General features: G+C 42.5%; 17 protein-coding genes. 5 read left to right on the top strand and 12 right to left on the bottom strand.

From position 1 onward, the window contains the following. Positions 1-520: 520 nt before the first annotated feature. Complete coding sequence (locus CDC37_RS23400) at positions 521-2,077, bottom strand: metallophosphoesterase (protein ID WP_096625615.1); 1,557 nt, start codon at positions 2,075-2,077, stop codon at positions 521-523. Positions 2,078-2,267: 190 nt separating this feature from the next. Beyond that, the gene (locus tag CDC37_RS23395) at positions 2,268-2,825 is read right to left on the bottom strand and encodes a GNAT family N-acetyltransferase (protein WP_096625613.1); all 558 of its coding nucleotides are present in this window, start codon (positions 2,823-2,825) and stop codon (positions 2,268-2,270) included. Between the two features lie 523 nt (positions 2,826-3,348). Between CDC37_RS23395 and CDC37_RS23390 the strand changes: the two genes are divergently transcribed. Together CDC37_RS23390 and CDC37_RS23385 are read left to right on the top strand one after the other, a co-directional pair. Next, positions 3,349-4,038, top strand: a complete 690-nt coding sequence (locus tag CDC37_RS23390) for a J domain-containing protein (protein ID WP_096625611.1) — start codon at positions 3,349-3,351, stop codon at positions 4,036-4,038. Positions 4,039-4,913: 875 nt separating this feature from the next. Beyond that, positions 4,914-5,258, top strand: coding sequence for a hypothetical protein (locus tag CDC37_RS23385; RefSeq protein ID WP_157780830.1), 345 nt, complete (start codon positions 4,914-4,916; stop codon positions 5,256-5,258). 275 nt (positions 5,259-5,533) lie between these two features. Here CDC37_RS23385 and CDC37_RS23380 read toward each other — a convergent pair whose 3' ends face one another. From CDC37_RS23380 to CDC37_RS23360, 5 genes are all read right to left on the bottom strand, one after another. Further along, positions 5,534-6,247, bottom strand: a complete 714-nt coding sequence (locus CDC37_RS23380; protein WP_096625607.1) for a hypothetical protein — start codon at positions 6,245-6,247, stop codon at positions 5,534-5,536. A 162-nt stretch (positions 6,248-6,409) separates the two neighbouring features. Then, a complete protein-coding gene (corA, locus tag CDC37_RS23375) occupies positions 6,410-7,558 on the bottom strand; it encodes a magnesium/cobalt transporter CorA (protein ID WP_096625605.1) in 1,149 nt (382 codons plus the stop codon). Positions 7,559-7,596: 38 nt separating this feature from the next. After that, positions 7,597-8,631, bottom strand: coding sequence for a peptidoglycan-binding domain-containing protein (locus CDC37_RS23370; protein WP_231943158.1), 1,035 nt, complete (start codon positions 8,629-8,631; stop codon positions 7,597-7,599). Between the two features lie 300 nt (positions 8,632-8,931). Beyond that, positions 8,932-10,206: a M16 family metallopeptidase gene (locus CDC37_RS23365; protein ID WP_096625603.1), complete on the bottom strand. Its 1,275-nt coding sequence runs from the start codon at positions 10,204-10,206 to the stop codon at positions 8,932-8,934. A 931-nt stretch (positions 10,207-11,137) separates the two neighbouring features. Continuing rightward, positions 11,138-12,382, bottom strand: a complete 1,245-nt coding sequence (locus CDC37_RS23360) for a M16 family metallopeptidase (protein WP_096625601.1) — start codon at positions 12,380-12,382, stop codon at positions 11,138-11,140. 320 nt (positions 12,383-12,702) lie between these two features. Here CDC37_RS23360 and CDC37_RS23355 point away from each other — a divergent pair, with 320 nt between their 5' ends. Then, positions 12,703-13,260, top strand: a complete 558-nt coding sequence (locus CDC37_RS23355) for a peroxiredoxin (protein WP_096625599.1) — start codon at positions 12,703-12,705, stop codon at positions 13,258-13,260. 127 nt (positions 13,261-13,387) lie between these two features. Here CDC37_RS23355 and CDC37_RS23350 read toward each other — a convergent pair whose 3' ends face one another. The 3 genes from CDC37_RS23350 to CDC37_RS23340 all read right to left on the bottom strand — a co-directional run bounded on the left by CDC37_RS23350 (position 13,388) and on the right by CDC37_RS23340 (position 17,429). Continuing rightward, positions 13,388-14,089, bottom strand: coding sequence for a hypothetical protein (locus tag CDC37_RS23350; protein WP_231943157.1), 702 nt, complete (start codon positions 14,087-14,089; stop codon positions 13,388-13,390). 150 nt (positions 14,090-14,239) lie between these two features. Then, positions 14,240-15,316, bottom strand: coding sequence for a magnesium-protoporphyrin IX monomethyl ester (oxidative) cyclase (gene acsF, locus CDC37_RS23345; RefSeq protein WP_096625597.1), 1,077 nt, complete (start codon positions 15,314-15,316; stop codon positions 14,240-14,242). A gap of 271 nt (positions 15,317-15,587) precedes the next feature. After that, a complete protein-coding gene (locus CDC37_RS23340; RefSeq protein ID WP_231943156.1) occupies positions 15,588-17,429 on the bottom strand; it encodes a cyclase family protein in 1,842 nt (613 codons plus the stop codon). A gap of 72 nt (positions 17,430-17,501) precedes the next feature. On the opposite strand from CDC37_RS23340, the gene CDC37_RS23335 reads away from it, so the two are divergent. Further along, on the top strand, positions 17,502-18,797 hold the full coding sequence (locus CDC37_RS23335; RefSeq protein ID WP_096625595.1) for a M16 family metallopeptidase: 1,296 nt from the start codon (positions 17,502-17,504) through the stop codon (positions 18,795-18,797). Between the two features lie 255 nt (positions 18,798-19,052). Here the strand turns inward: CDC37_RS23335 and CDC37_RS23330 are convergent, their stop codons facing one another. Further along, positions 19,053-19,328 carry a hypothetical protein gene (locus CDC37_RS23330; protein ID WP_096625593.1) on the bottom strand — a complete coding sequence of 92 codons (276 nt, stop codon included), beginning with the start codon at positions 19,326-19,328 and terminating at the stop codon, positions 19,053-19,055. A 942-nt stretch (positions 19,329-20,270) separates the two neighbouring features. Continuing rightward, complete coding sequence (locus tag CDC37_RS23320) at positions 20,271-22,802, bottom strand: U32 family peptidase (protein ID WP_096625589.1); 2,532 nt, start codon at positions 22,800-22,802, stop codon at positions 20,271-20,273. 817 nt (positions 22,803-23,619) lie between these two features. Here CDC37_RS23320 and CDC37_RS23310 point away from each other — a divergent pair. Further along, positions 23,620-25,704: an S-layer homology domain-containing protein gene (locus CDC37_RS23310; RefSeq protein WP_096625585.1), complete on the top strand. Its 2,085-nt coding sequence runs from the start codon at positions 23,620-23,622 to the stop codon at positions 25,702-25,704. The last annotated feature ends 301 nt before the right edge of the window (positions 25,705-26,005 follow it).

The raw sequence follows: 26,005 nt of genomic DNA, 5'->3' as shown, positions 1-26,005 counted from the left end.
CGACGTTGAATATATTCGCGCAGTGCCGTTTCCACCAGAGAATCAATGCTCACCCGTCAAGTGCTAACACCTCTTGTAGTCAAGCTTCGTTGATGTTAAGGAGTGTAGCCACAATGAATTCTGAGAGCAGAACTAACTAAATTGATAGTAGCGCACTCTGTTAGAGGATGTTTTAAAAGTCGATTTTAATACTTGAATTATCGTTTTTGGGAATAGGAAGAGACGCGACAAGTCGCGTCTGTACTCTCGAAGGAAAAATCAGCTTTATAACCCCATCTCCAGAGTCAGGACGATAGTCAAAATAGTGATAATTAATACTTGACAAACATCCTCTTAGGAGCGATCGCTCTTTCTCCCAACCATGCGATCGCTTAAAACTATCCCCGTTATGAGTGGTCGCTGTCTTAAATCAGCTAATACCATTTCACTCAACTTTTGATTTTGATACATTTTCTTTCCCTACACCCGAAAGCTCCCCAAAATGTATCAGCTCCAAAGTACAACGGTAGCACCCCCGGAACTAAAACTCAAACGGATCTAACTCATAACTAAACCATTGCTTTTGATACCGTTCCCACACATAGGGACGAACAATAAATCTGGGAGGTGTACCATCCTGCACATCTATGCGCACAAAGGAATAGGGTAAACGACGCTTGGAATTGTACCCATTACACCCAACAAACAGGTGGGAATCAGCTACTTTGCGCTGCTTCCCATCGACTACCTCCATCAACTGATTGTTGTCCTCACGTTGACGACGGGGACGATGACCGCTTCCTCCACAGACTAAACAATTAATCCCTGTATCAGCATGTCCCGTATCTGCGGTGGTTAAATATTCTAAACAATGGGCATGTCCGTTTAAAATTAAATCAACAATCGGACGCTGATTCCGGTCTTTGCCAATCACCCGCTCCACATTGTCAAAAACTTCCCGTAAACGATGACGCACCGCTAAGGTTTGAGCTTGATGCCATTTAGTTGCTTCCGTGACAAAGGGAGGATGGTGGAAATATAATACCCGTCCGCGTATTTCTGGGTTTTGCCATGATGCAATCAAGCGATTGGTTAACCATTCCAGTTGTTCGGTATCATATACGAGATTACCTGGTTCTTGTAATTGCTTCTCAATATCAATTTTGATTTCATCAATTTGATTGAGTTTCCCAGTGAGTGCTTCTAACTGCTCTGTGTGTTCTGGATTTTCCCGATCTAATTTGGCGATCGCAGTAATAATTTCGACTTCTTCCTGCTCGATTTGTTGACGACGTTTTTCTAGTTGATGACGGGTTGCATCTCCTTCACGGGTATGGGGAATGGGTGTGGGAACATTAAAGGTATTAGAATCCAGGGCAAAAAAATCTATCCCCCCGTAGGAAAATGTATAGTAACGATTGGGAATCCGGGTAAAAAATCCCGGTAAATAGCGCAATACTCGACCCGTATCCGTCTTGGCATTGTAAAATGAGTCAAAGTGGTGTGCTAACTCGGCTTCGGGAATCTGGGCTAAATAATCAATAAATGCCCTAGCAAATGCATCTCCCTGATTAGAACCATGCCAACCAATTTCTGAGTCTTTGTATTTAAACAATTTTCTCAGACTTTTTGTACTACCAGCCACTAAGCGATAGATCCAAGGTACATCGTAGTAGTCGTGATTACCTAAAACTGGTAGTATCGGCTTTTCAAACAACATGCGGTCATAGCGAATACTGCGGGGATTTTCTCCTCCAAATAAAAACTCACGATAGGGTTCAATAAAATTTTGGGGATAATACTCAGAGGAACCAACAACGTAAATTACATCACCAGTATGCAAGGTAAAAGCACAATCATCCCGATGCTTCAACATTGATTCAGCTATTAACCTTTGGGGGTGTTGGGTGTAGGTAGAACGAGTTCCCGTATCCCCAATCACCATGAAGGAAAACTGACCTTGATCTTGCTTTCCGTCGTCCAATACCATCCGTGTTTGATCAATTCCCATCTGGATGACGCTACGATGTTTCCACCGTACCCGGTGCTTCATTTTGCTGATTTTGATCGCGATCGCAGGTTCGGAGATAAGTTTCATGTGCAGTATATTTAAGCGCAGAGTAATCTCTCTTGATGCTTAAATTGTAACGAAATTTTGCAATTTTTATGGATATTCCCGATACTTGGTGTTGAATTAGACTAATTTTCACCCTGCCGTACTATTACCTACTCCCTTCTCCCTATTTCCAGTCCTAAATTACGTTAAAACCCGACTTTTGCGACAAGGATTATTCCCACAGAACCATCGGAATGATGGGATTGCCTTGATTTAATCCCAGGCTGAACTGAATTTCTAATGATAGTAGATTAGGACTAATAACTGTAAATCCAAAGCGGGAATAAAAGGGGATTAATTCTTGATAGCAACCCAGATATAGTGGTTTTTTGGCATATTGAATTATATGCTTAATTAAATAAGATCCCAATTTTTGATGTCGATATTTACGCTTGATACAGACATTGAATAATAACGAATGCTGACGCATATTTCTTAATTCTGCACACCCTAATATGACTTGATTGGCTTCAATTACCCAAAAGGTATTATAGGATTTAAAGGCATATTCAGAAAGCAGATAAATACCAAAAATACATACCGCCAGCAGCCAACTGTAAATGAAAACAATTACCAGAATTACCGACCAAGTCATCAGGATATAAAGATTATAATTCGCCACCTGTCGATTATCATCCCATGTTAATAATAGGGTTTGAATTTCCCATTTATCTTTGACTGTAGCGCGACGAATGGAAATATGAGGTGGTAAGGTCAAATGCTGATTCATAGGGTTGGGGATGGGACTTGGGGGTAATTAGATGTGGGATTTTGGATTGGAAAACGCTTACCCGAAATAAATCACAAGTAAATTATAAGCTTGCAATCGCCTCTCGATTTTCTTTCTATGCTCCTACAGACGTAACATGTTACGTCTTTTCTCTACTCCCTGCCATTTCTAGGGATTGGTGATTAATGTGGATTTTACTGACTTCAAAAATACTATTGAAAAATTTTAACAGAGGAAAGGAAATCATCATATTTTTGCTATCTCAAGGGAATAATACTCAAAGTCTAATTTCTGTAGTTAATATAGATATAAATAGATATAGCAATCCGTTGAGGATTTCTAAAATCTTACATTTAAGGTTGTTAACCGTTAACATTCATAGGTATAGATGCGCGTTGCGCGACTTCTTCTAGAGAAGCCTTCCCGCAGAATACAGTCAACAGTCAACAACCAAAACCAATGTTTTTCACTACTGAAATAGGATTGCTATCAAAATCTTAAATTTACCCTTAAAGTATAAAAAATGGCGGAGCAAAGAGGCTGGTTTGATATTCGTCTTGCATATCAGGTTCTAGGAGTTACACCGGGAACTTCCCAGACGAAAATTAAAAGTGCATATCGAGAACTAGTCAAAATTTGGCATCCCGACCGTTTTACAACAAAAGAAGATAAATTAATTGCCGAAGAAAAGATTAAGGAGATTAATGCAGCTTACCAAGCTTTAAAGTCAGAGGAGGTGGAGGATAATGGGGAAGATAAAGTTGCAAAAGCACCTGAAAACCCGGTTAACTCCTCCGGAACAAGGGTAAATGTACATACAAGGGTATCCGCAGCTGAGTTTTTCTATCAACAGGGTGTAGAAAAAGTGCAGCAAGGGGATTATGAACAAGCGATCGCATTTTTTACCCAAGCGATTAAAGCTAATCCATACTACATCGAAGCCTATAAATACCGAGGTCTATCCTGTTCCCAATTGGGTCTAGAAATTCGTGCAACCGCAGACCTCAACAAAGCTGCTTCCCTAGAATGGCATTTTCGCGGGAAAAAACCCCAAACCACCCATCACCAATCCTATCATCGAAAAAATCCCTCACGGGTTCAATATCACGTCAAAACTTCTTACTCCGAGCGGGTCAACCGTAGAAGAACTGAATCGATTTGGCAAAAAATACGTCGCTGTTGGTTCCGCATCTGGAACCATTTATTTAGCTAATTAGGGTCTGCTGAACAAGTCTTTTAGTAGGGGTAGGGAATGGGTAGAGACAACCCGTCGGGTCGTCTATTTTTCAATAAGTCCTAATTATCCCTAGAGGTTGTTTGTCAAGTATTAATTATCACTATTTTGACTATCGTCCTGACTCTGGACATGGGGTTATACAAGCTGATTTTTCCTTCGAGAGTACGGACGCGACATGTCGCGTCTCTTCCCATTCCCAAAAACGATAATTCAAGTATTAAAATCGACTTTTAAAACATCCTCTTACCGTGGCTTTTCACAGAGTCAGGTTATCTCCCCAGAACAATCTAGAATCCAATTTGGGGTATTAATTGCCATTTTGGCAACACGGTTTGATGTTTTTAGTGTTTGATAGAATCATCTGCATGAATCAATTTACCTCTGTATACCAAAACCAAAGCAAATTGCTGAAACTCTCCTTGGTATACAGAGTAATTTTTTTATTTTTTGACCAAATCCGAAATAGAGTCTGCGGAAAAATCTGAAGCGTGAGGGTAGGGAGTAGAGACGACCCGTCGGGTCATCTGGATAGGGAATAGTTTTAATCCAACAATTGGTATTAGCGTCAACCGTCGATCAACCATCAAATAGGACGGTCAACTGTCACCTGTCAACCGTCAACAAGCCAAAAAGAAAATATATCCGCGTACAAAATATAATCTTCTCAGATCCAAAATATTTTCATAGCTTGTAATCTCATTGGGATTTTTGGGCACTATCTAATTATAAAGTTTTAAATTTCACCTACGTATTCTCAGTATTTATCGGTACGGAGAGATAGTGCTATGGCGTTAAAAAAGAAAGTATCGAAACGGATATCGAAACGTGTGCTGTTTAAACGAATTAGGGCTGTGTCAATACTAGTTGGATTATGTTGTTTGGGGATGCGCGGATGTGCTGCGGTGGAAGAATCGCAAACGATGCTGGTTTTGCGAAATCAATCGAGCAATACCCTCAATTTTATGCAAGTCAAGTTAAGGGATAAAACCTTTGAAATTCGTAATGTCCTTCCTGGACAAGAACACATCTGGAAATTTAAACGTAGTGGGGAAGATTCCTTCACGGTCAATGGTCGTTTAGCTGCGACGGTTCCCATTACAATCTCATCTTTAGGTAGTTTAGCAAGCGATCGCAATCGTGAACATCGTTTAACAATTGATGAGCATGGTAAGGTGTCCTACAGTAGTCCCAAATAGCATTCTGAACTGTACAGGGAGTAGGGAGAGACGCGATATATCGCGTCTGTACGGGCGTAGAGACGACCCGTCGGGTCGTCTCTACGCCGAATAATTGGTTGCGTTGCGGTTTTATGCTTAATTGCACCTACCTACTTACACTACATTAATTTTGATGGGTAAATAAAGGCACGTAGTAGTATACCAAAGCGTTTTCAGAGCTAAAGCCACTACTACGAATCTTTAAAATTATGCCATAGACCACTGCCTCTTCAGTAAATACCGTGATATGGTATTTATCTTCTCTTGTTCCAAGGCATGGCGTAGGTCCAGGGAAGTTTACTAATAGTGACGGGACAGTTAATTAGATACATCGGTGGTCTATCTTCTCCTGGAACAAGTCCCACCCGCAGTTCGGAGATTCGTAATACCAGTTGTAGGGAAAATTCCAGGGTTTTCTTCCGACTCATAAAGTCCTTGTAGAGAATGCGTTTTGCTTTGACGGGACTTTCTTTGAGTCCTTTGCCAATAATATCTATGAGTGCTTTAGTATTAGAATAGGTCTGTTTTTCTGCATCAAAGGTAAATACATCTTCCGCAGTCAGTCCTTGAACAAGGGTTTTTTTCGGAGCTACCAAGCTAGGGATTTGGGTGATACCAAGGTCGCGGGTGACATCAGGGGATTTACGGATAACGCGGCGGGAGGATTTATCATGTTCCACAACGATGGAGCAGTTGTCCCAGTCGATATAAATTCCGCGATTTTCGGATTTATTTTCCAGGATGAGGATTAATTCCTTGAGTTCGTCGAGTTCATAGGAAGGATTAAATTTCAAGGTAATACCGACGGTATTGTCAATTCCGTATTCTTTAAGTTTTTCTTCGATGGCTTTTTTATCCATGACAAATTTGATTCTGTCATCGATGGAGTCAATCATCCGGTTGAAGGTGTAGGCTAACCCGATGACGTAAAAAGTCATCACTAATAAATTATTATTGGCTGTAGACATGTTTTCCTCCTCACTCCCGATTATGAATTATCAATACAAATTACGAATATACTTTACACGGTTAATACTCAAAAAGACGTAGCATTACTACGTCTCGACCGTCACCTGTCAACAGTCAACAATCCGACAAAGAAATATATCAGAGTGCGAAATATATATTCGTCAATTTCCAATTCGCGTTGAGCTATTTGTTAACCAACCTCGTCGCCAAAAAAACCATAATAACCCAATGGCGATCGCTAACATCATACCTAAACATAGTACATATCCCCAATAGGAATTTAATTCAGGCATATTATACGGTGATTTTTCCGGATTGAAGTTCATTCCGTAAATTCCAGCAATAAATGTGAGGGGAATAAAAATAGAAGAAATGACGGTGAGGGTTTTCATGATTTCGTTCATCTTGTTTCCCACCACCGAAAGGTACACATCCATGAGTCCGGAGGTCAGTTCCCGGTAGGTTTCTACCATGTCTATGACTTGAACTGCGTGGTCGTAACAGTCTCGAAAACCTAGACGCACGTCTTCATGAATTAGACCACTACCATCACGGATTAAAATATTAATTACATCCCGTTGTGGCCAAATTGCTCGACGTAATTGTAATAAATCGCGACGGATGGCATAGATTTTTTGCAGGGTTTGGGAGGTAGGATTTTCGATGACTTCTGCTTCTAAATCTTCGATTCGTTCGCCAAAATGCTCTAATACCGGGAAAAAACCGTCAATAATTGCATCAATTAAGGCATAGGTTAAATAATCTGCCCCTCGCTTGCGAATTATGCCACGATTTTTTTCTAATCGCATCCGTACAGGTTCAAAGCAATCATAGGATTTTTCTTCCTGGATAGTTAATAAATAGGATTTCCCCAAGACAAAGCTAACCTGTTCATGGGAAAACCTTTCACCCTCCTTGGGGGGTGTCACCATCCGCGCAATAATTACTATTTGTTCGCCGTAGTCCTCCATTTTCGGACGTTCCAGCATATTGAATACGTCTTCCAGGAGTAATCGATGTAATCCAAATAATTTCCCTAGGTTTTCAATAGTTTCCCGGTTTCCTAAACCTTGAACATCAATCCACGAGACGGATTCAGTGTCCAGATAGGGACAACATTCCTCCACTGTCAGATTTTTCCGCTCGATCCAGTCGGTCTCGTTATAATCAATCAGACGAATTTCCGTTGCTGTTGCTTCCGTGGGAAGCACAAGCTCCCCAGGAACATCATCGGGATTATAGTATTTTTTGAGTTGATACAGTTTTTGAAGTTTCCGACGCTTGAGATGCGATCGCAATGATGGGGCCATATACGGCAAAATACAGAAAGCACAACACTGGATTTAGTTTACCTTAACAGTACGTTCCAGGTTGCACCTCCCACCACACCATCGCTTTCCAAACCAAAACGTTGTTGCAAGGCTTTAACTGCGGATTCAGTTGTCGCACCAAAATTGCCATTTGCAGGAGTACTCAAATAACCTAATGCACGTAAACGCTGTTGCAAAAAGGTGACTTCTTCTCCCCGCATTCCCGGACGCAAAATCGGTCTACCGTCGCTGGTATACTGAATATTCGGCTTGCGGGTAAATTGGGGGAGGGAAACGGGTTGACGGTTTGCTGGTCGTCTCTGATTTGCAGTGGATGGGGGTTGAGGTGCTGAAGAACTACTGCGAACAGAAGTGGAGGTACTACTACGTTGGGTATTATTGTTGGTAGTACGGACTGTGGTGGAGGTGCTACTACTTTGGGTATTGTTGTTATTAGTAGTACGAACTGTGGTGGAGGTACTACTACGTTGGGTATTTTGAGGTGCTGGAGTCGCTGGACGGGGTTCCGGTGCAGGATTAACCACACTCATGATATTCTGATTGGAAGCGGGAGGATTAACCGTTTGGGTGGGAATTGGGAATGGGGTTGGGGAGATTGGTGGTCGTGGTGGGGTAATAGATGGCCCTGCTGATGAATTATTTGCTATAGGTTCGCTGGGAAAAAGTCTTTGCCAAACCCTTTCATCCACGCTATTGTCGGCAGGTAAACCAGCTGCTTGGCGAAATTGGGCAACGGAATTTGCTGTGGCGTTATCATATTCGCCGTTAACTGGACCATTATAGAATCCTAACAGTCTCAAGGCCGCTTGTAATTCATTCACAGCGTTACCTTTGCTACCAAGCTTTAAACTTGGTCGAGTCACATTAGCTACAGAAATCACCTGGGCAATATCCTGACGCACAGGTGTAGATGCCATTGCCAAGGAACCGAACAATAATGGTGCGCAGGTACAAGCTAGTAGGTAATGGCAAAACTTTTTGCGGGCAACATCTATAAAGCGGATATTACCCTTTGAGTGACAAAATTTACTACTTTCCTTATTGCTTCTCATGGAATTTGCCCCCGGTATTTCTCTTGTTTATATTACAATTGCCGTTGTCCTTCAGACAACTATCGCCGGATAACTGGGTAGCAAGGCTAAGTAATTATTCTATGTTCGAGGTAAAAATAAAACTACCCAAAGGAAGAAATTACTTTTGATTTCGGATTATCAAGGAGTAGCCTACATGTACTGCTGACACTAGAACCGTAGATGTGGGTAGCGCAGTTCCTCTTGGATATGGAAGTGGTTTTTCCCGCTCCCCTGGAGACGACCCGGTGGGTCTCAAGCGAGTATACCTGCGATACATCCTTAGCCATTAACTCCCGCTATCGCATCCCCTTGACCAAGAATGGAAATGTAAGGTTCCCGCAGATATCGATTGGCAGCTGCGATCGCGTCTTCTGGGGTGACGGACTGAATCATGGTTTGAAATTGGCTATCAAAGCTGACTCCTAGATCCAGGATTTCATACCAACCGTAGATTTGGGCAATTTGGGCATTTGTTTGTTTACCGAGGGCATATTGACCGATAATTTTATTTTTAGCAGCTTCTAGGGCTGTTTCCGTCAGGGGTATTTGGGAAAGTAAATCAACTTCATGACGCAATCCCTGCAAAGCCGTTACCGTATTTTCCGGTGCGGTTCCCATATACACCACAAAGGAAGATGTAAATAAACGTGTGGGGAAAAAAGCTGAAACATCGTAGGCTAGACCCCGTTTTTCCCGCAATTCCACAAACAACCGACTGGAAAGTCCATTTCCTAAATAGGTGGAAAGCAGTTTTAAAGCAGCATAATCAGGTTCATTGACTGCGGGAGCAAAATAACCCAGCATAATAATCGATTGTTGGGTATGTTGAGCAGTCGCCAAATAACATGGTTGGGAGCGAATTTCCGGTAAGATTAACTTAGAAGTAGGGATATTACCGATAACTCGCCAACTACCAAAAACCCTTTCTACCTGGTCAATGGCGGCGACGGGGGTAATGTTGCCAGCGATACTAATCACCATGTTATCAGGGCGAAAGTAGCAGGAGTGGAAATTCAGTAAATCCTCTCTGGTAATGCTTCTGACAGTTTCTTCTGTCCCTAAACCCGATAAACCATAGGGATGATTTTGATACATCGCCTGCCGTAACTTGTCAAATGCCACACTAAAGGGTTGCTCTGACTGGGAGCGGATATCTTGTAGTGCTAAACGACGTTCCAGTTCCACCTCCGCTTCCGGAAAAGTTGGCGATCGCAAAATTTTTCCTGCTAAACTAAAAATCTCTGCAAAATCCGCCGTCACCGTTTTTAAGGACAATAAAAAGTAATCTGCGGCAATATCCGCACTTAAACTTGCTCCAATCGACTCCACAGTTTCGGCTATTTCTAAACTGGACATCCCCGCACATCCTTTGGTGATAACTGCCGATAGCAAATGTCCTAAACCAGATTTATCCGTCGGTTCATAGCAGTTTCCCGCTCGGACAAAAATTCTTCCGGCAATAATATCAGCAGTTGGATTTTCGTGGACAAGTAGCACAATACCGTTGTCGAGAACAGTGCGATAAACAGGTGATTTTTCAAAGGAGATGGACATTTAGATTTTGGATTTTAGATTTTGGATTTGAGAATACAGGAGACAGGAGGTTATTTTGATTTTGGATTTTGGATTTTTGATTTGAGAATACAGAGGACAGTATACAGCCTGGATTTCTCACGAGTAAGTTGTAAGCCTTGAGTAACGGATTAATTTTCCTTCTATTCTCTACGGACTATCCCTATGAGTTTTAGGGTTTTGTGAGAAATGCGGGACAGGAGGTTAAGATTCTGAGATATTCATCTTTTCAGTTTTGGTTAACAACTTCAAAAAATACTTTTCCTGGATTTTGAGCGAATAAGTTATGAGTCTTGGGTGACGGATTAACTTTTCTTCTAATCCCTACTCCCTTTAAGTTTTAGGGGTTTATGAGAAATGGGGGCTTTATCTCAACGAGTATTTTTATAAAATGAATATTAAATCCCGAAAACTTCATAGTCAGTTTGCTTCGGAGTCTCCCATATCAATTGAACACACGAACAAGAAAATACAGCAATCCGATTTAAGTCGTGAAAAATAGCGTGTCGTTGACTGATGACTGGTGACTATTAAGCGTCAAATGTCAACCGTTAACAACCCTACATATAAGATTTCACAAATTATTTAGGACTGCGGTAGTTCATTCCTACTCACCAATCCCTATTTACAAGTTAGGACTTTAGCTGTGAGAAAGAGAATTTATTCTCTAGCATTTGAGGTCAAAATAGGGATGGAATCATGCTTTACTATTTGATTTATCAATACCCTCTCCCCTTTTGGGGATATATAGCAATCCGTTGAGAATTCAGAAAATATTATTAAGTAGGTTTTTGACTGTTAACCATTAACAGTAATAGGCAAAGCCTTTCTAGAGGGTACGGCCAAAACTGACATTTTTCACTGCCGAAGTAGGATTGCCATAGTTTATTTTTGCATGACGACTGATTTAATTTTACTCTGGATAAATAACAGTCACAGCATAATTGTGGGGTGAGATGAAATCCTGGGCTAGGGTTTGGATTTCTGCGGTCGTGAAAGATAGAATATTTTGGGGATAAATATAGGCAAATTCAGGTGTGGCAATGGTACTGTAGTAACCATATAAACCAGCCAATTGATTCGGTGTTTCCGTGGAAAAGGCAAAATCATTACACAGTTTGCGCTGACATCGACGCAGTTCATTGTCGCTGATACCATTTTTGCCAATATCATATAAATGATAGCGAATTAATTCCTCCACTCGTTCAACATATTCTGGTTCCAGCCAAGCATTAATTGTAAATAAACTTGATTGTTTTTGTAGGGAAAAACTACTATGAATACCTTGGACTAACTGCTGTTCTTCCCGTAAATCCCTCACTAATCTTGATATTCTCCCGTCTGCGAGTAAAACCGATAGCAAATCTAAACCGTAGGCTGTATGTAAATCCTCCGCACCCGGTGCAACCCAAGCCATCATCAACCGTGCTGATTCCAGTCGTGGTAAAGTAATTTCTTGACGACGTATACCAGCGATTATCGGCTGGTGACAGACGGATTTTAACGGCAGATGCTCGCATTTTTGAGGAAATTCCCGAAAGGCATCAGCAACTAAACCATAGGCTTTTTCTTGGCTGATACCCCCCACTATCACCACCGTCATATTCTCTGGTTGATATAAATTCCGATGGAAGCAACGCATATTTTGGGGAGTATATTTAATAATATCGCGATCGCATCCCAAAATCGATCGCCCATAGGGATGGTGGGAATATACACTTGTCATCAAATGTTGATATCCCAACCAATCTGGGTCATCACCTGCTTGACGAATTTCCTCCAACACCACGTTTCTTTCCCGCATATATTCCTCATCGGGAATGGCTGCATTCAACAGCAACTCACCCATAGGGGGCAAAATTTCCTCTATGTAGGTAGCCGCAGTTGTCAAGGAAAAATGGGCATAATCATAACTAGTAGCAGCATTACTCACTCCTCCCCGTGTTTCGATTAGTTGGTCAAAAACCCCAGGTGCAATTTTGGCTGTACCTTTGAAAATCATGTGTTCCAAAAAATGCGCCATCCCATACCAGGATTCTGGTTCTGCGGTGACTCCTGCACTCACCCACACATCTGCCACAACAACGGGGGTTGTCGGGATTTCCTGGTGAATAAACGTTAATCCATTCTCGAAAACTGAAATCGAACCTGGTGACACCTTATTATTCGTGATGATAGTTAGTTGAATAAATCATTAAAAACAATTTAGCTTACTTTGACACGGAAATCACAATATCTTGGAGACAGGATATTCCTACACAGAACCCGCATTTCTAGTCAGTAAGTGGTCAGTATTGATTTATACTACTCACCGCAATTTTTGACACATTGTCTTCCCCGATTCCCAACTCCCAATAGGGTTCGGTTAGTGATTTTTTGTGGTGATTTCGGGAGACGTGATATATCGCGTCTGTACTCTCCCCACTCCCTATTTTATGTAAACTTATATGAAGTTAGTTATGAGCAGGGTTTGTACTTATGGTTTCCCGTCGTCATTTTTTGAATGCTTGTTTAGCAATATTTTTAGTATGTTGGGGTTGGGTTAATTTCATACCAGAAGCTTTGGCTTTAGGGGGAAAGCTACCGGAGTTGAACCAAGCAGCACCAAATTTCCGTTTACCCACTAATACGGGTGACGGGGAAATTGAATTATCTGATTATGCTGGTAAATGGGTAGTTCTATACTTTTATCCCAAAGACTTTACACCTGGTTGTACCATTGAAGCGCGACGCTTCCAACAGGATTTACCTAAGTACTTGGAGAAAAACACCCAAATTATTGGCGTTAGTGCGGATGACGTGGATTCCCATGCAGAATTTTGTGATTCCGAGGGTTTAAAATTTCCCCTCCTTGCAGATACCGATGGCAAAGTTAGTCAAGCATACGGTTCCTGGCTAGGATACATGTCGATGCGCCATACTTTTATTATTGATCCTAAAGGGATAATCCGCGATCGCTTTGTTAAGGTTAATCCTACAATCCACAGTCAAGAGGTATTTGCCAGGTTAAATGAGTTACAACAATTAGATTCGTGATTAATTAGGAAGTAGAGACGTAACATGTTACGTCTGTAAGTAAGTAGGGGGAACTGGGGAAGACAATGTGTCAAAAATTTCGGGATAATGGTGTTACTCAATACATGAATATCCTGTCTCCCCTTCCCTACGGCATCCACTCCAAAACCAATCCCACCCGACTATCTTTACCATGTCGCGTATTTTGCTGTTGAATATCCGTAGAAATTCTGATATTTTTTGCGATCGCATATCCCAAAGATAAACTAGTTAAACCCACCTCTTCCCGACTTCCCGGTGCGACCCATGTCTGCGTCAGTGTAATATCCGCACCACCACCACGGGATAAACTGAATAATAATTTTCCGCCAACATTTACCCCATGTGTGTCGTCACGGTTGGTTTGTACATGACGATAACCGAAAACGGGTGCAACATTAACGTAACTTCCTAAAGGTCTTAAATAATACTGTAAATCCGCACCGTATCTCTGAAGCTGACCGTCAAAACTAGTTTCATACTCCCCTCGTACGGTAATCGGTGTATTGGGGATCAATACATCTTCAATTCCCACATTCACCCCACTACGATTTTGATTTGCAGGAAAAAGGGAATAACCGACCCGAATCCGAGTCCGAAAGCTGGGTTCATTTTTAATCTCGTGGAGAATATTGGGGACTTTGCGTAACCAACGTCGCAAAACCGGACTATTTTCGCGAATTTCTGGACTAATGTCCAAATCGTTTCCTGGGGAAGTTTGGGAAAATGCAGCAAAGGGGAAAATCAGCCAAAATACAGTGAAAAATCCGGAAATCAGGGGAATTAGATGGATGGGATGCAGCAGGGTCATGGATGGTGGATGATGGTTTTTAATTTCGTTGATAACACAGAAAAACCCGTAAAAATGTAGCAATGCCACATTATGACAAAATTGCACCCAAAATTTAGAGACGTAGCATTGCTACGTCTCTATCCCACATCAATCCGCTAGTTCCGATTCCTAACGAATACTACCTTCCGCTACCACGACATCAATCGGCTTAATAAAATACAAGCGTACCATTTGCCAAGCATTGGAGATGTAGTAGGGTAGCTTTTGCAGGAACTGAATTGGTTTGGGAGAATTTGATTCTGCGATCGCAGTGAGTTTTTGGTTATTTTTCACGCATATTTCCAGACGTTCATAAAATTCTGGTTTTGCCACATCCAGGATCACCGGGAAAACACGTCCAGCAGTTTCATTGGTTTTTTCAATCACGTATTTATCGTATTCCCGTGCATCTAAACCGATGGCAGCGTAAAAATCTTGACGCTGGATATCATTGAGATACATAGTTGCGAATACCGACAACAGGAAGAAACGACACCACAAACGGGCTTTCCAATCATTGAGGATTTGAGGTTGGGCCCGCATTACCGCGTCAAAAAAGTCACCATGACGGTTTTCGTCCTGACACCAGTTTTCAAACCATCGGAAAATTGGATAAATTCTGTCTTCTGGATGCTGCTCTAAATGGCGGTAAATCGTGATGTAGCGCCAATAACCGATTTTTTCCGACAAATAGGTGGCGTAGAAAATAAACTTCGGTTCAAAATAGGTATATTTACGACTTTTAGTTAAAAAGCTTAAATCCAAAGACAAATTAAAGTCAGCCAAAGCCTTATTTAAAAAGCCAGCATGACGTGCTTCATCCCGTGACATCAAATTAAAGCACTCAGCCAACACAGGGCTTTTATCCTTTAAACGTCTTCCCAGTTCCTTATACAGCAAAAATCCCGAAAACTCCGCCGTACAAGAACGTTCCAAAAACTCGACAAACAGACGACGAGTTTCCCCATCAATATGGTCCCAGGATTTATCAAATTCCTCATCCCGAACAAAATGATGGCGGTTATAGTCCGCACGAAATTCCTCTAAAATCGCCTTTAACTCGTCCTCATTGACGGAGATGTCCATCTCCCCCATTGCCTCGAAGTCTGTAGTATAAAACCTGGGAGTTAATAGGGTTTCCTTCGCAGGAACTTTGACTCCTGGACGAATTTCTTCAAAACCTGGTTTTTTGAGGGAATCTACCATGTCCTAATCGCTCTCGCCTTCTTGTTAATTTCGATCCACCCAAATCCTGGATTTCTCACAAACCCCTAAAACCTTCAGGGAATAGGGAGTGGGGAGAGACACGATATATCGCGTCTGTACGGGATTAGCAGGAAAAACAACCCATGACCAACCCTTATCACTCACTCGTGAGAAATACAGGAAATACGAGTTGTAATCCTCGTTGGTGTGATTTTGTGATTTTAAATATACAAATTTCAGTCTACCAAGCCATTGACTGCTACGGGAGGATTTAAACATTAAGAGTTGCAACAATTCCTGGATCGGGGATATTTGCTCCAACTATTGCCACGATACCCAGAGGAGAACCGGAACCACCCCGTAGACGTAAAGGTGCAATCACGACGGTTGTACCAACGGGAGGTAGTTGGTCTAGGTTAGTCAAATTCTCTAGGACGATACGCGGTTGGGAAAGAATTAGCCGGTTGACGGAAAAATCGGTGTTGCTTCCCCCATCAACTCCGTGGGTATCAATGCCAACTCCATTGATGTGTCGTTGTTCCAGCAAAAATTGACTCACTGCTAAACTAAAACCAGGAAAATGCATTTTCCCGTGTTCATCGGCATTCATAAATTCCGTCGGATTATGCCATTTTTGACTCCAACCTGTATTTAATAAAACAAGGCTGTGGGGGGGAATTATCCCGTGTTGATGTTCCCAAGCTTGAATATCGGCAACGGTCAGTAGGTAGTCGGGGTTCTGTTCCACTAGACGGCGAATATCAATTGTGACAGCCGCTAGTACTAGTTTGGCGGCGGGATACTTGTCAATGCTGGTACCATCAGGATAGAAACTACGCGGTACGTTCATATGGGTGGCGCTGTGTTCCCCAATACATAATTCCCGGAGAAAATAGCCCTGCTGCTCAATATCGGCAAAGCTAGTAAATTTTGTGGCTGGGTCATCTGGCCATTGGGGCATATTGGTATTGATGACATGGCTAAGATGGATGATTTGGGATTGGGTCTCAGGAATGGGAGATTTCGTTAATCGGGCGAGGGTGGCGGCAGTGATATCCTCAGTTTGTCCCGTGACAGAAAATACCAGAGCTTCGCGGTAGATACGTTGGGCTGGATGGTGGTAGTAGTTGGCCGCACCACTGGAAACTGCGATCGCGGCTTGGGTAATCCGGTGCATCAGGTTGATTGCCCAGCTGCGCATTTCTAGTTTTTGGGGGTAGGAGAAGGATTTAGGGTGAATAATTGCTTGTTCAATTTTTTGCCCACATTGATGTAATTCCTGTTGTAATTGACTATGGGCAGTATGAATGATATCTAACTGGTTTTGTTGATATTTATCAGCAATCACACGTAGTCCGGCTTGGGCACACCCCATCATCAAAAAAGTTGCTTTTAAAACATTTTTTTGGTCATTTTTGCCAATCCAACCTGGAGGTTGGGTAAAAACAACTTGGTCTTGGGAAAGAAACCAGTTGGATAGGGTTGCGGATACGGTATTTGTTGCCGGCATTGCCATTAAATCCGCAGGGTCATTAAACTGTAAACTACCACCCTTCCGTTGCTGGGTATTTTCCAAAGGAACTATCCCAAACACTGCGCTACCATCCCTCAAGGTTGCTGCCACAATAAAATCACTAAACATTCCCCAACCCGTAATCCAGGGAACAACTCCATCCAGCACATACCCCCCATTTACGCTTTTGGCTTTAACTGTGACTTGACTGCGACGCAGATGGGAGAAACCCACACCGACCAATACCTCACCATCAACTATTCTCGGTAAATACTGTCTTTGTAAGTGGCAATTATCACTTTTTACCAGCATCGCCACTGCACTTTGATGTTGGGTTTGTAAAAAGGCTAAAGCTCCGGAATAGCTAGCAACCAGGCTTTGAAACCGACCATAGTTAATATCATCGAATTCCCAACCACCGAATTTTTTTGGTATTTTCAGCCTCAAAGCACCTAGTTTTAACAATTTTTTTAAAGTCTGTAAAAGTAAACCAGCGTCAGTATCAAGTTGATTCGCATAGGGGAAAACCTCTGCTTGGAGGAAATCAGTGACACGGGAGAAGAGAATTTCTGGTTTGGAGATAATCATGATTTGAATCATTATCAATTGTATTTCCCCACTCATTCCGGTGAATCGGTAAGATAGAGAAAGATAAACCCGTATAAATAACCAATGACTTCTACGCTTACTACTCAACCTCGTCTCAACGCACCGACCATCAGCGTTTTGCCGAATGGATTAACAATTATTGCGGAACAAATGCCTATTGAGGCAATTAATCTGAATCTATGGCTCAATGTTGGTAGCTATATTGAGTCGGATGCAATTAATGGCATGGCTCATTTTCTCGAACACATGGTGTTTAAAGGTACAGACAGACTCCCTGCTGGAGAGTTTGAGCGATTAGTGGAGGAACGAGGTGCGGTGACTAATGCAGCAACTAGTCAGGATTACACCCACTATTACATTACCACCGCCCCCAAGGATTTTGCCGAGTTGGCTCCCTTACAAATTGAAGTTGTGTTAAACCCCAGTATTCCCGATGATGCTTTTGAACGGGAAAAGTTGGTAGTCCTAGAAGAAATTCGCCGTTGTGAGGATAATCCGCGACGGAGAATATATCAACGAGCAATGGAAGTTGGTTTTGAGTCCCTACCCTATCGTCGTCCCGTCCTTGGTCCGGAGTTTGTGATTGAAGATATGCAACCCCAACAAATGCGGGATTTCCATCGTAGTTGGTATCAACCACGGTCAATGACTGCTGTTGCTGTGGGTAATTTACCTGTGGATGAGTTGATCGAAATTGTGGCTTTGGGGGTTGATCAATCAAGTCAAGGTAATCTTTCTTTCCCTCCTAGATTTTTCCCTGGTTCATCCTCTGATTTGGAGAAGGAACTACCTTTTACCAGTATTACTCGCTGTGAATATACCGATGCAACTCTGCAACAAGCGCGATTGGTCATGTTGTGGCGTGTACCGGGGTTACAAGATTTACATGATACCTATGAATTGGATATTCTCGCAGCAGTTCTATCTCATGGCAGAACATCTAGATTAGTGAGGGATTTACGGGAAGAAAGGGGGTTAGTTTCTTCTATTTCTGTGAGTAATCTGAGTCACCGGGTACAGGGTTTATTTTACATTTCTGTCCATTGTCCGGTGGAAAATCTCGAAGCGGTGGAAGCAGCAATTATTGAACATATTCACCATTTGCAAACTGAATTAGTGAATATCTCAGAAATCGAGCGTATCCGTAAACGGGTTGCTAACCGCTTTGTTTTTGGTAATGAAACACCAAGCGATCGCGCTGGTCTGTATGGCTATTATCAATCATTGGTGGGGAATTTACAACCAGCTTTTGATTATCCACTCCATATCCAACGGGTTGATCAAGAGCATCTCCGTTTGGCTGCGAGAAAGTATTTAAGCACTAATGCCTATGGAGCTGTTGTCGTTAAGCCCTGTTAATGCAAAAATAATTCCAGAGGAAATATTTTCCTCTGAAAGTCTCCATTAGTTTGTTACATCCCTGATTTAAATATTTGACTATATAAAAGGAAAATTGTGAGCAAGGAGAAGACGAAGAGTCGCGGGTTTGACAACAAGAAAATACAAAGTTTGACTAAATGGAGCAGTTTTAAGTTGTTCAAACAGAGGTGATTTTGAGCCAAAATACCTATATCAAGTGTCTGAAGGCTTCCATAATCTTCAGTTAATCTGGCGTTAACTAAGATAGTAAGACAGACTCACCGCAATAATTACTGCGATCGCCGGAAATACCGTCCCTAATTCTATCTCCCTTGTTAGGCACATTTTGATGAGGGAGAAGGGAAGAACTAGGGGCCAAAACACTACTATGATACAAAACATCACGAATGAAAGAAAGTTATCTTCTGGAGAAGATGGAGGGTGACGCAAGCTAAACCTTAACCAGTTGATGAAAAAGTACCCTGTCATCAACAAATAGCTTACTAATACAATCAATTGCAACTTGCTCACAATCTACGCTCCTCAGAAGAAATATTATTTTGACTGATACTTGTATCACACCGTCGAATATATTTTAGTTCTTTACGTACCTGTTGAAGCTCAATTATTTGCATAACTGATATCAATGTCTGATTTTATATCTTATTTCTTGTAAGTAAATATTAATAGATAATTACTACCAACCAATCAGTACATCCACTTATTTTTGGCACCAATTGTTCATAGTCTAACTATCAAAACTGATCCGTAAAAGTATTGGTAAATACATTTTCCCTAATGAATTTTTTAAAATCAAATTACTCATCCTAGATATGGGGCTGACTATTGATAAAAAGCTTGTAAGATAAAGCTTTGTAGGATTTAGCTTACTTCAATTCGGGGTGTATACCCTCAAATTCATCACCTGGATAATGATGAAATCTACATCATGAATAAATTGGCAAAAATTGATATTTATCCCGATATTGGACATGCTATGCTGTATTTAATTACCATTAAATCCCGTATACATAAAAATAAATTCGATATTTGCTACATTCTGAGTCAGCAGATTGATGGTAGGAGTAAAAATAAACATTCCTGTCAGAAGCGAAACACCAATTGTACAGCATTTGAAGTATAGGTTATGACATCTAAGAAGCAATTTTTCATCAGTGTCTACGGGGAATAGTACTAACCCTTGCTTGTAAATAGGGAAGTGGGGAGTAGAAATGAACTATTTTCTTGTTTGGTTGTGTCTAAACGACATGGGGGGAATGACTTGAAAGTGTAGATGCGTAACGGTTTTCCCATGCTCCGTGTGGGAGTCCAAGGGGGGAGACACTTTTTTCGTGAATGAAGGCGTTAGCCCTCACCTAACTAGGTGACCACCCAGAGTATCGTCACCAGATAAATTAAATTCTTGACAAGGTAGTTTTGGTGACATTTGCTCCCGGTTAGGTACTCAATATACTAGCTTCTCACAGTTCCCCGCGTCACACCTAATTGATTGTGTAACTTTAAATTCCGCCACACTTGCGAGCCTGTAATTTCCCCGGCAATAAGTTGCTGATAATTACGAATAACTTGCTGTACTTGTGTCGGGGATTCGTCGAGAAATTCAATCCGTAAATGCCGTAAACCCAGTGTCACCAGATATTGCAAGTGTTCTGCTCCCGTTTGGGCTGTGCTGTTAAATACGGTGTTGCGACAACCTAAATCTGCATGGAGAACATGTTCACTACCTACCCGGTCACGTAGTTTTACTTCATACCTTTCACAGGGTCGTCCACAGTCACGAAAATCTTTCCCTGGGGAGAGGAAAGCACAAAAAACACAGTGTTCCATGTGGAACATGGGCATATGTTGATGGATTGTCACTTCATACCAGTGGGGGGGAGAAGTTCGGAATAAATCTTCTAGTTGGTTAATATTTAAATCATAGGATGCGGTCAATCGTTCCAAGCCAAACCGGTGTTTGAGATAATCAGCCGTGAGGGGGTTGGCAACATTGAGGGAAAAATCACCAATACATCTGTCCTCTGCAAAAAAGCGTAGGTGGTCGTAATTTCTGACTAGATATCCATCTGCATCGGATTGACGAACTTGGTGGAGAATCCAGTTTTCACCGGGTTTGGTAATGCGGGGAGGTGCAACAAAAATGCTGGGGTCAGGGGATTGGCGATCGCGTACCATTTGTACAGCTTCCCGATATTGGCGAGGATCTGTAAATTCGCAGTAAATTGTTTCTATACCTGCATTCAGGGTAGCTTGGAGTTGGGGGAGATTGCGAACCAAAACTATCAGGTTAACTGACTGGGAAATATCGGTCTGGGTTGATGGCGGTAGTATATCTTGTAAACTAGCTTGTTCGTGAATTGTAAAGCGTTGTGGTTTTTGGCGTTGAGTTGTAATTTGGCTGACTAATTCCCGTCGTATTCGGTTTAACTCGCTCACCGGAATAATCACATCACCCTGGAGATGATTCTGAAAATCACCTAACTGAAACGGTGTATTACCCAAGCGTCCGAATTGTTCTTTTAACTTAGCAGTTGTAAGCGGTTTGTGGTGAGCAGATGCTAACAAAATATCGGACTCCACCACAGCCATATGACCTAACCGATCCCGTGCGATCGCAACTAATTTTTCTCCCTCTGTACCATGCACTTCCAAATCCAGAGGTCGCTGGAATTTCGGAACATCCCCCTCAAAACTCTGACGGATTTTTTTATCTAATTCCGGGTCACTGGTTTTCCAAATGCGATCGCCGATGTGTATCCGTCGCCAGTTAATACTACCACCTCCAAAACTAATAACTGTTTCTTTCCCCCGATGTTCCACCCGGTACACCCTTCCCCCTTCTTCCTTTGCTTCCGGGTGTCCACAATCAAATACCACCCCATCACCCGCTTTCAGGGGTGCTACCAACCTCAGCGCAACTTCTTCCTTCCCAATCCGAGTAACAGTACCTAAATAGACCCCCCGCTTTTTCCCAAACCTTCCATGAACCAGTTCTTGATTATTAATACCAGCAAACCAACCAGTATAGAGACCACGGGAAAAAGCCATTTCCAGCTTGTAAGTGTCTTCGGTGGAATCTCCTAAATTCTCTAAATCTGCTTTTTCAACTTCCCTCTGCTCCATAGATTCCATCACTCGATCCAAACCCTGACGGTAGACCTTAGTGACATTGGCCACATATTCCGGTGTTTTTAATCGTCCTTCAATCTTTAAACAACTCACTCCGGACTTCACCAACTCCGGCAAAACACTTAAACCCGCCAAATCTTGAGGACTCAGTAAGTATTTTTTATCACCCAAATCTACCACTTCCCCATCCACAACTAATTCGTAGGGCATTCGACAAGCTTGAGCGCATTCTCCCCGGTTAGCAGAACGTCCACCCAAAGCCTCACTAGTTAAACATTGTCCGGAGTAGGCCACACACAAAGCCCCATGAACAAAGACCTCCAAAGGAAGGGATGCACCCCGATAGGCCATTTGGCTTTGGATTTTGTTAATTTCCCTTAAGGAACATTCCCGCGCCAACACCACCAAATTACAACCCAATTCCTGGGCAAATTCCACACCAACCGCACTGGTAATCGTCATTTGCGTGGATGCATGGATAGGGAAGTCGGGGGAAAGGTGACGAATTAACCGACAAATACCGATATCCTGGACAATGACCGCATCGACTCCCGCACTGATAATTGAACGCAGATATCTTTCCGCCTCCCGCAATTCCTGGGGAAAGACTAGGGTATTTAATGTGACATATCCCTTGACACCACGGCCGTGGAGATAGGTCATCAACTCCGGTAAATCCTTCTCCGTAAAATTTTCTGCCCGCATTCGCGCATTAAATTGATCCAAACCAAAGTAAATGGCATCCGCTCCATTTTCAACAGCAGCTTTAGCACATTCCCAATTACCAGCAGGAGCTAGTAATTCCGGACGGGTGAGGGTGGTAGAGGGGGTTGGGGTGGTGATTTCTGCTTGCATGTTGGATTTTGGATTTTAGATTTTGGATTTTGCGGAAAGTTGGTGGTAGATTTATTCTTCCACCAAACTTTCCAAGACGGATTTTGGATTGCTCTAAGCCTGGATTTCTCAGCAATTCCTCAAACTTCCAGGGAATAGTCCGTGACGGGAGTAGGGAATGGTAGGGAAAACAACCCATAACTCAACGCTTATCGCTCACTCACTCAAAACCTGGGTTTAACGCTATAGCAAGAGCGTTCACCCGCTTTCGCGGGAAGCAAGTTACCCAGAGTAGCGCAACTACAAGCTAAATACAGGACTCCATATCTGTGGGGAAATGAGAAAGGCTATATTTTCGCATATATCCTAATGTTGATTTTAGCTGAATCAAAAAGAAGCCTCTCGCCTACCACTCTACACTCCCATGTCGCTTGAACAAAAGCAAACAAGAAATATAAATTATTCCAACTCCCAACCCCCTAATCTCTGAAAACTTTTGATAAATGATTCCAACTCCCAATTCCCAACTCCCAACCCCCTAATCTCTGAAAACTTTTGATAAATGATTCCAACTCCCAATTCCCAACTCCCAACCCCCTAATCTCTGAAAACTTTTGATAAATGATTCCAACTTCCAACCCCCTAATCTCTGAAACTTTTGATAAATGATTCCCACTCCCAATTCCCAACTCCCTACTCCCTAGGCTTAAAATAATCCAAAATCCGTCTTGGAAAGTTTGGTGGAAGAATAAATCTACCACCAACTTTCCGCAAAATCCAAAATCCAAAATCCCCTTATTCTGTCATAATTTAAACATTTCTTGCATGACGACAGCCAATGGTGAACTCTACCCTTGTTGCGACTCTCTATGTCAATCCCGTGACTGGAAATGATGCGAATACGGGAATGCGGGGTGCGCCGTTGAAAAGTCTCTCCCGCGCTCTGAAAGTAACTTCGACTCCGGCGATTATTCGTCTTGCCCCTGGTAGCTATAATGCGGCCAATGGGGAAAAATTTCCTTTGGTTATCCCAGAGGGGGTAACTGTGGTGGGAAATGAGGCAAATCGGGGTTTAGGTATTGTGATTGATGGTGGCGGTAATTATCAAAGTTTGACGTTTGGTGTCCAGAATATTACTTTGTTGTTGCTGGATGATGCCTATTTGTTGGGGGTAACTGTTACTAATCATACACCAAAGGGGACGGGTGTGTGGATTGAATCGACGATGCCGGTGATTGCCAATAACACATTTACGAATTGTGGTCGGGAAGGGATTTTTGTCACCGGGAATGCTAAACCTGTGATTCGTGATAATGCGATCGCTCGCAATGGTTCGGGGGGGTTGGTGTTTGCGAATAACAGTAAGGGGGAGTGTATTGGCAATTTAATCCGTAAAAATCCCCTGGGGTTGGCGGTGACGGATAATGGTGCGCCAATGATTGTGAATAATCAAATTACAGAGAATAAAGTGGCGATCGCCTTAGCGAAGGATTCTCGTGCAGTTCTGCGGGGTAATATTGTTAGTCAAAATACCGATGGTGGGTTGTTGATCAATGGGAATGGAATACCAGATTTCGGTCATATCCATGACCCGGCGGCTAATCGGTTTAGTGATAATCAAAATTTTGATGTTTTTAATAATACGAAATATCCGGTAATTTCCGTTGGTAATAATCTGAATCCGGCGCATGTGAAGGGGACAATTGAGTTTCGAGCAGCGACGGTGGAGTTAAACCCCCAATTCCAGAAAGGAGGAGTATTTACGGATATTGGTGGTCATTGGGCTAGGGAGTTTATTGAGGGTTTGGCATCCCAAGATTTAATTAGTGGTTTTCCCGATGGGGGTTTTCAACCGGAAAATCGGATTAGTCGGGCTGAATATGCGGCTTTGGTGGCGAGAATTTTTAAATTACCAGCAATCAACGCCAATCGATTCTCCGATGTCCCCCAACAGTTTTGGGCTGCGGGGGTAATTAATGCGGCTGCATCTGCCGGATTTTTGGGTGGATTCCCCGATGGTACGTTTCGTCCCCAACAAGCCCTAACCAAAGTTCAAGCCCTGGTTTCCCTCGTGAATGGTTTAAAATTGACAGCCGGAGACGCAAATTTATTATCAATGTATCGCGATCGCGCCCAAATTCCCAGTTATGCAGTGGGGGCAGTGGCAACCGCTACACAAAACATGTTAGTTGTCAACTATCCCGATTGGGATGTATTGGAACCTTTAAGGGATATTACCAGGGGGGAAATCGCAGCGATTGTCTATCAAACTTTGGTGGTTCGGGGTTTAGTTCCGGCTATTCGTTCACCCTACATTGTTTTACCAAATACCCAACTACCCACCTTTAGTGATTTGCCAGGTCATTGGGCTGAACCATTTATCCGGGGATTAGCCAGTCTCAAATTGATTAATGGGTTTGCCGACGGCAGTTTTAAACCCGATCAACCCATGAACCGTGCAGAATATGCAGTCCTAATTACCAACGCCTTTAATCCTGCACCGAAACGCAATCCCAGCCAATTTGTAGACGTACCGAAGAAGTTTTGGGCACATGATGCAATTCTTAAAGCCACCGCAGGAGGATTTGTGAGTGGATTTAGCGATCGCACTTTCCGACCCGAACAACATGTCCAACGTCTGCAAGTAATTGTTTCCCTGGTGAGCGGATTATCCTTACCCCCCCAACCAGCGACCAATCTTGCTAGCATTTACAAAGATATCCAAAGTGTACCCCAAAACACCCACACCGCGATCGCCACTGCCACCCACCATCGTTTGGTGGTGAATTATCCCCATCCCAACCAACTTTTACCCCAAAAACCAGCAACCAGGGGCGAAGTAGCAGCCTTTGTATATCAAGCAATGGTGACAACAGGACGTATTCGGGCGATCGCATCCCCATATATTGTTAACAAGTCTTGACAATCCCCAATTCCAAATTCAACATGGCATCAACTGCGATCGCATCCTTAAGGGAATTTCTCTCCCAACCCAACATCGAGACTTCTCCAGCTTGGGAATTCATCAATATGGTGTATATACGTTATGTACTTACATCTTAGCTGAGACGTAATATATTACGTCTCTACACGTAATATATTACGCCTCTACCAACAAAATTTAAAATTGATATATTACGTCTTTACCAACAAAATTCATTCATCTCTACCAACAAAATCCAGCCGTCGCATTCTTGTTTCAATTGGTTAACCCAACAGAAACC

It is taken from the genome of Calothrix sp. NIES-3974, assembly GCF_002368395.1.
In the GTDB taxonomy this organism is placed as follows: Bacteria; Cyanobacteriota; Cyanobacteriia; order Cyanobacteriales; family Nostocaceae; genus NIES-3974.
Note: the sequence above shows the minus strand (reverse complement) of the source record. Positions and strands in the feature narration are given on the sequence as shown.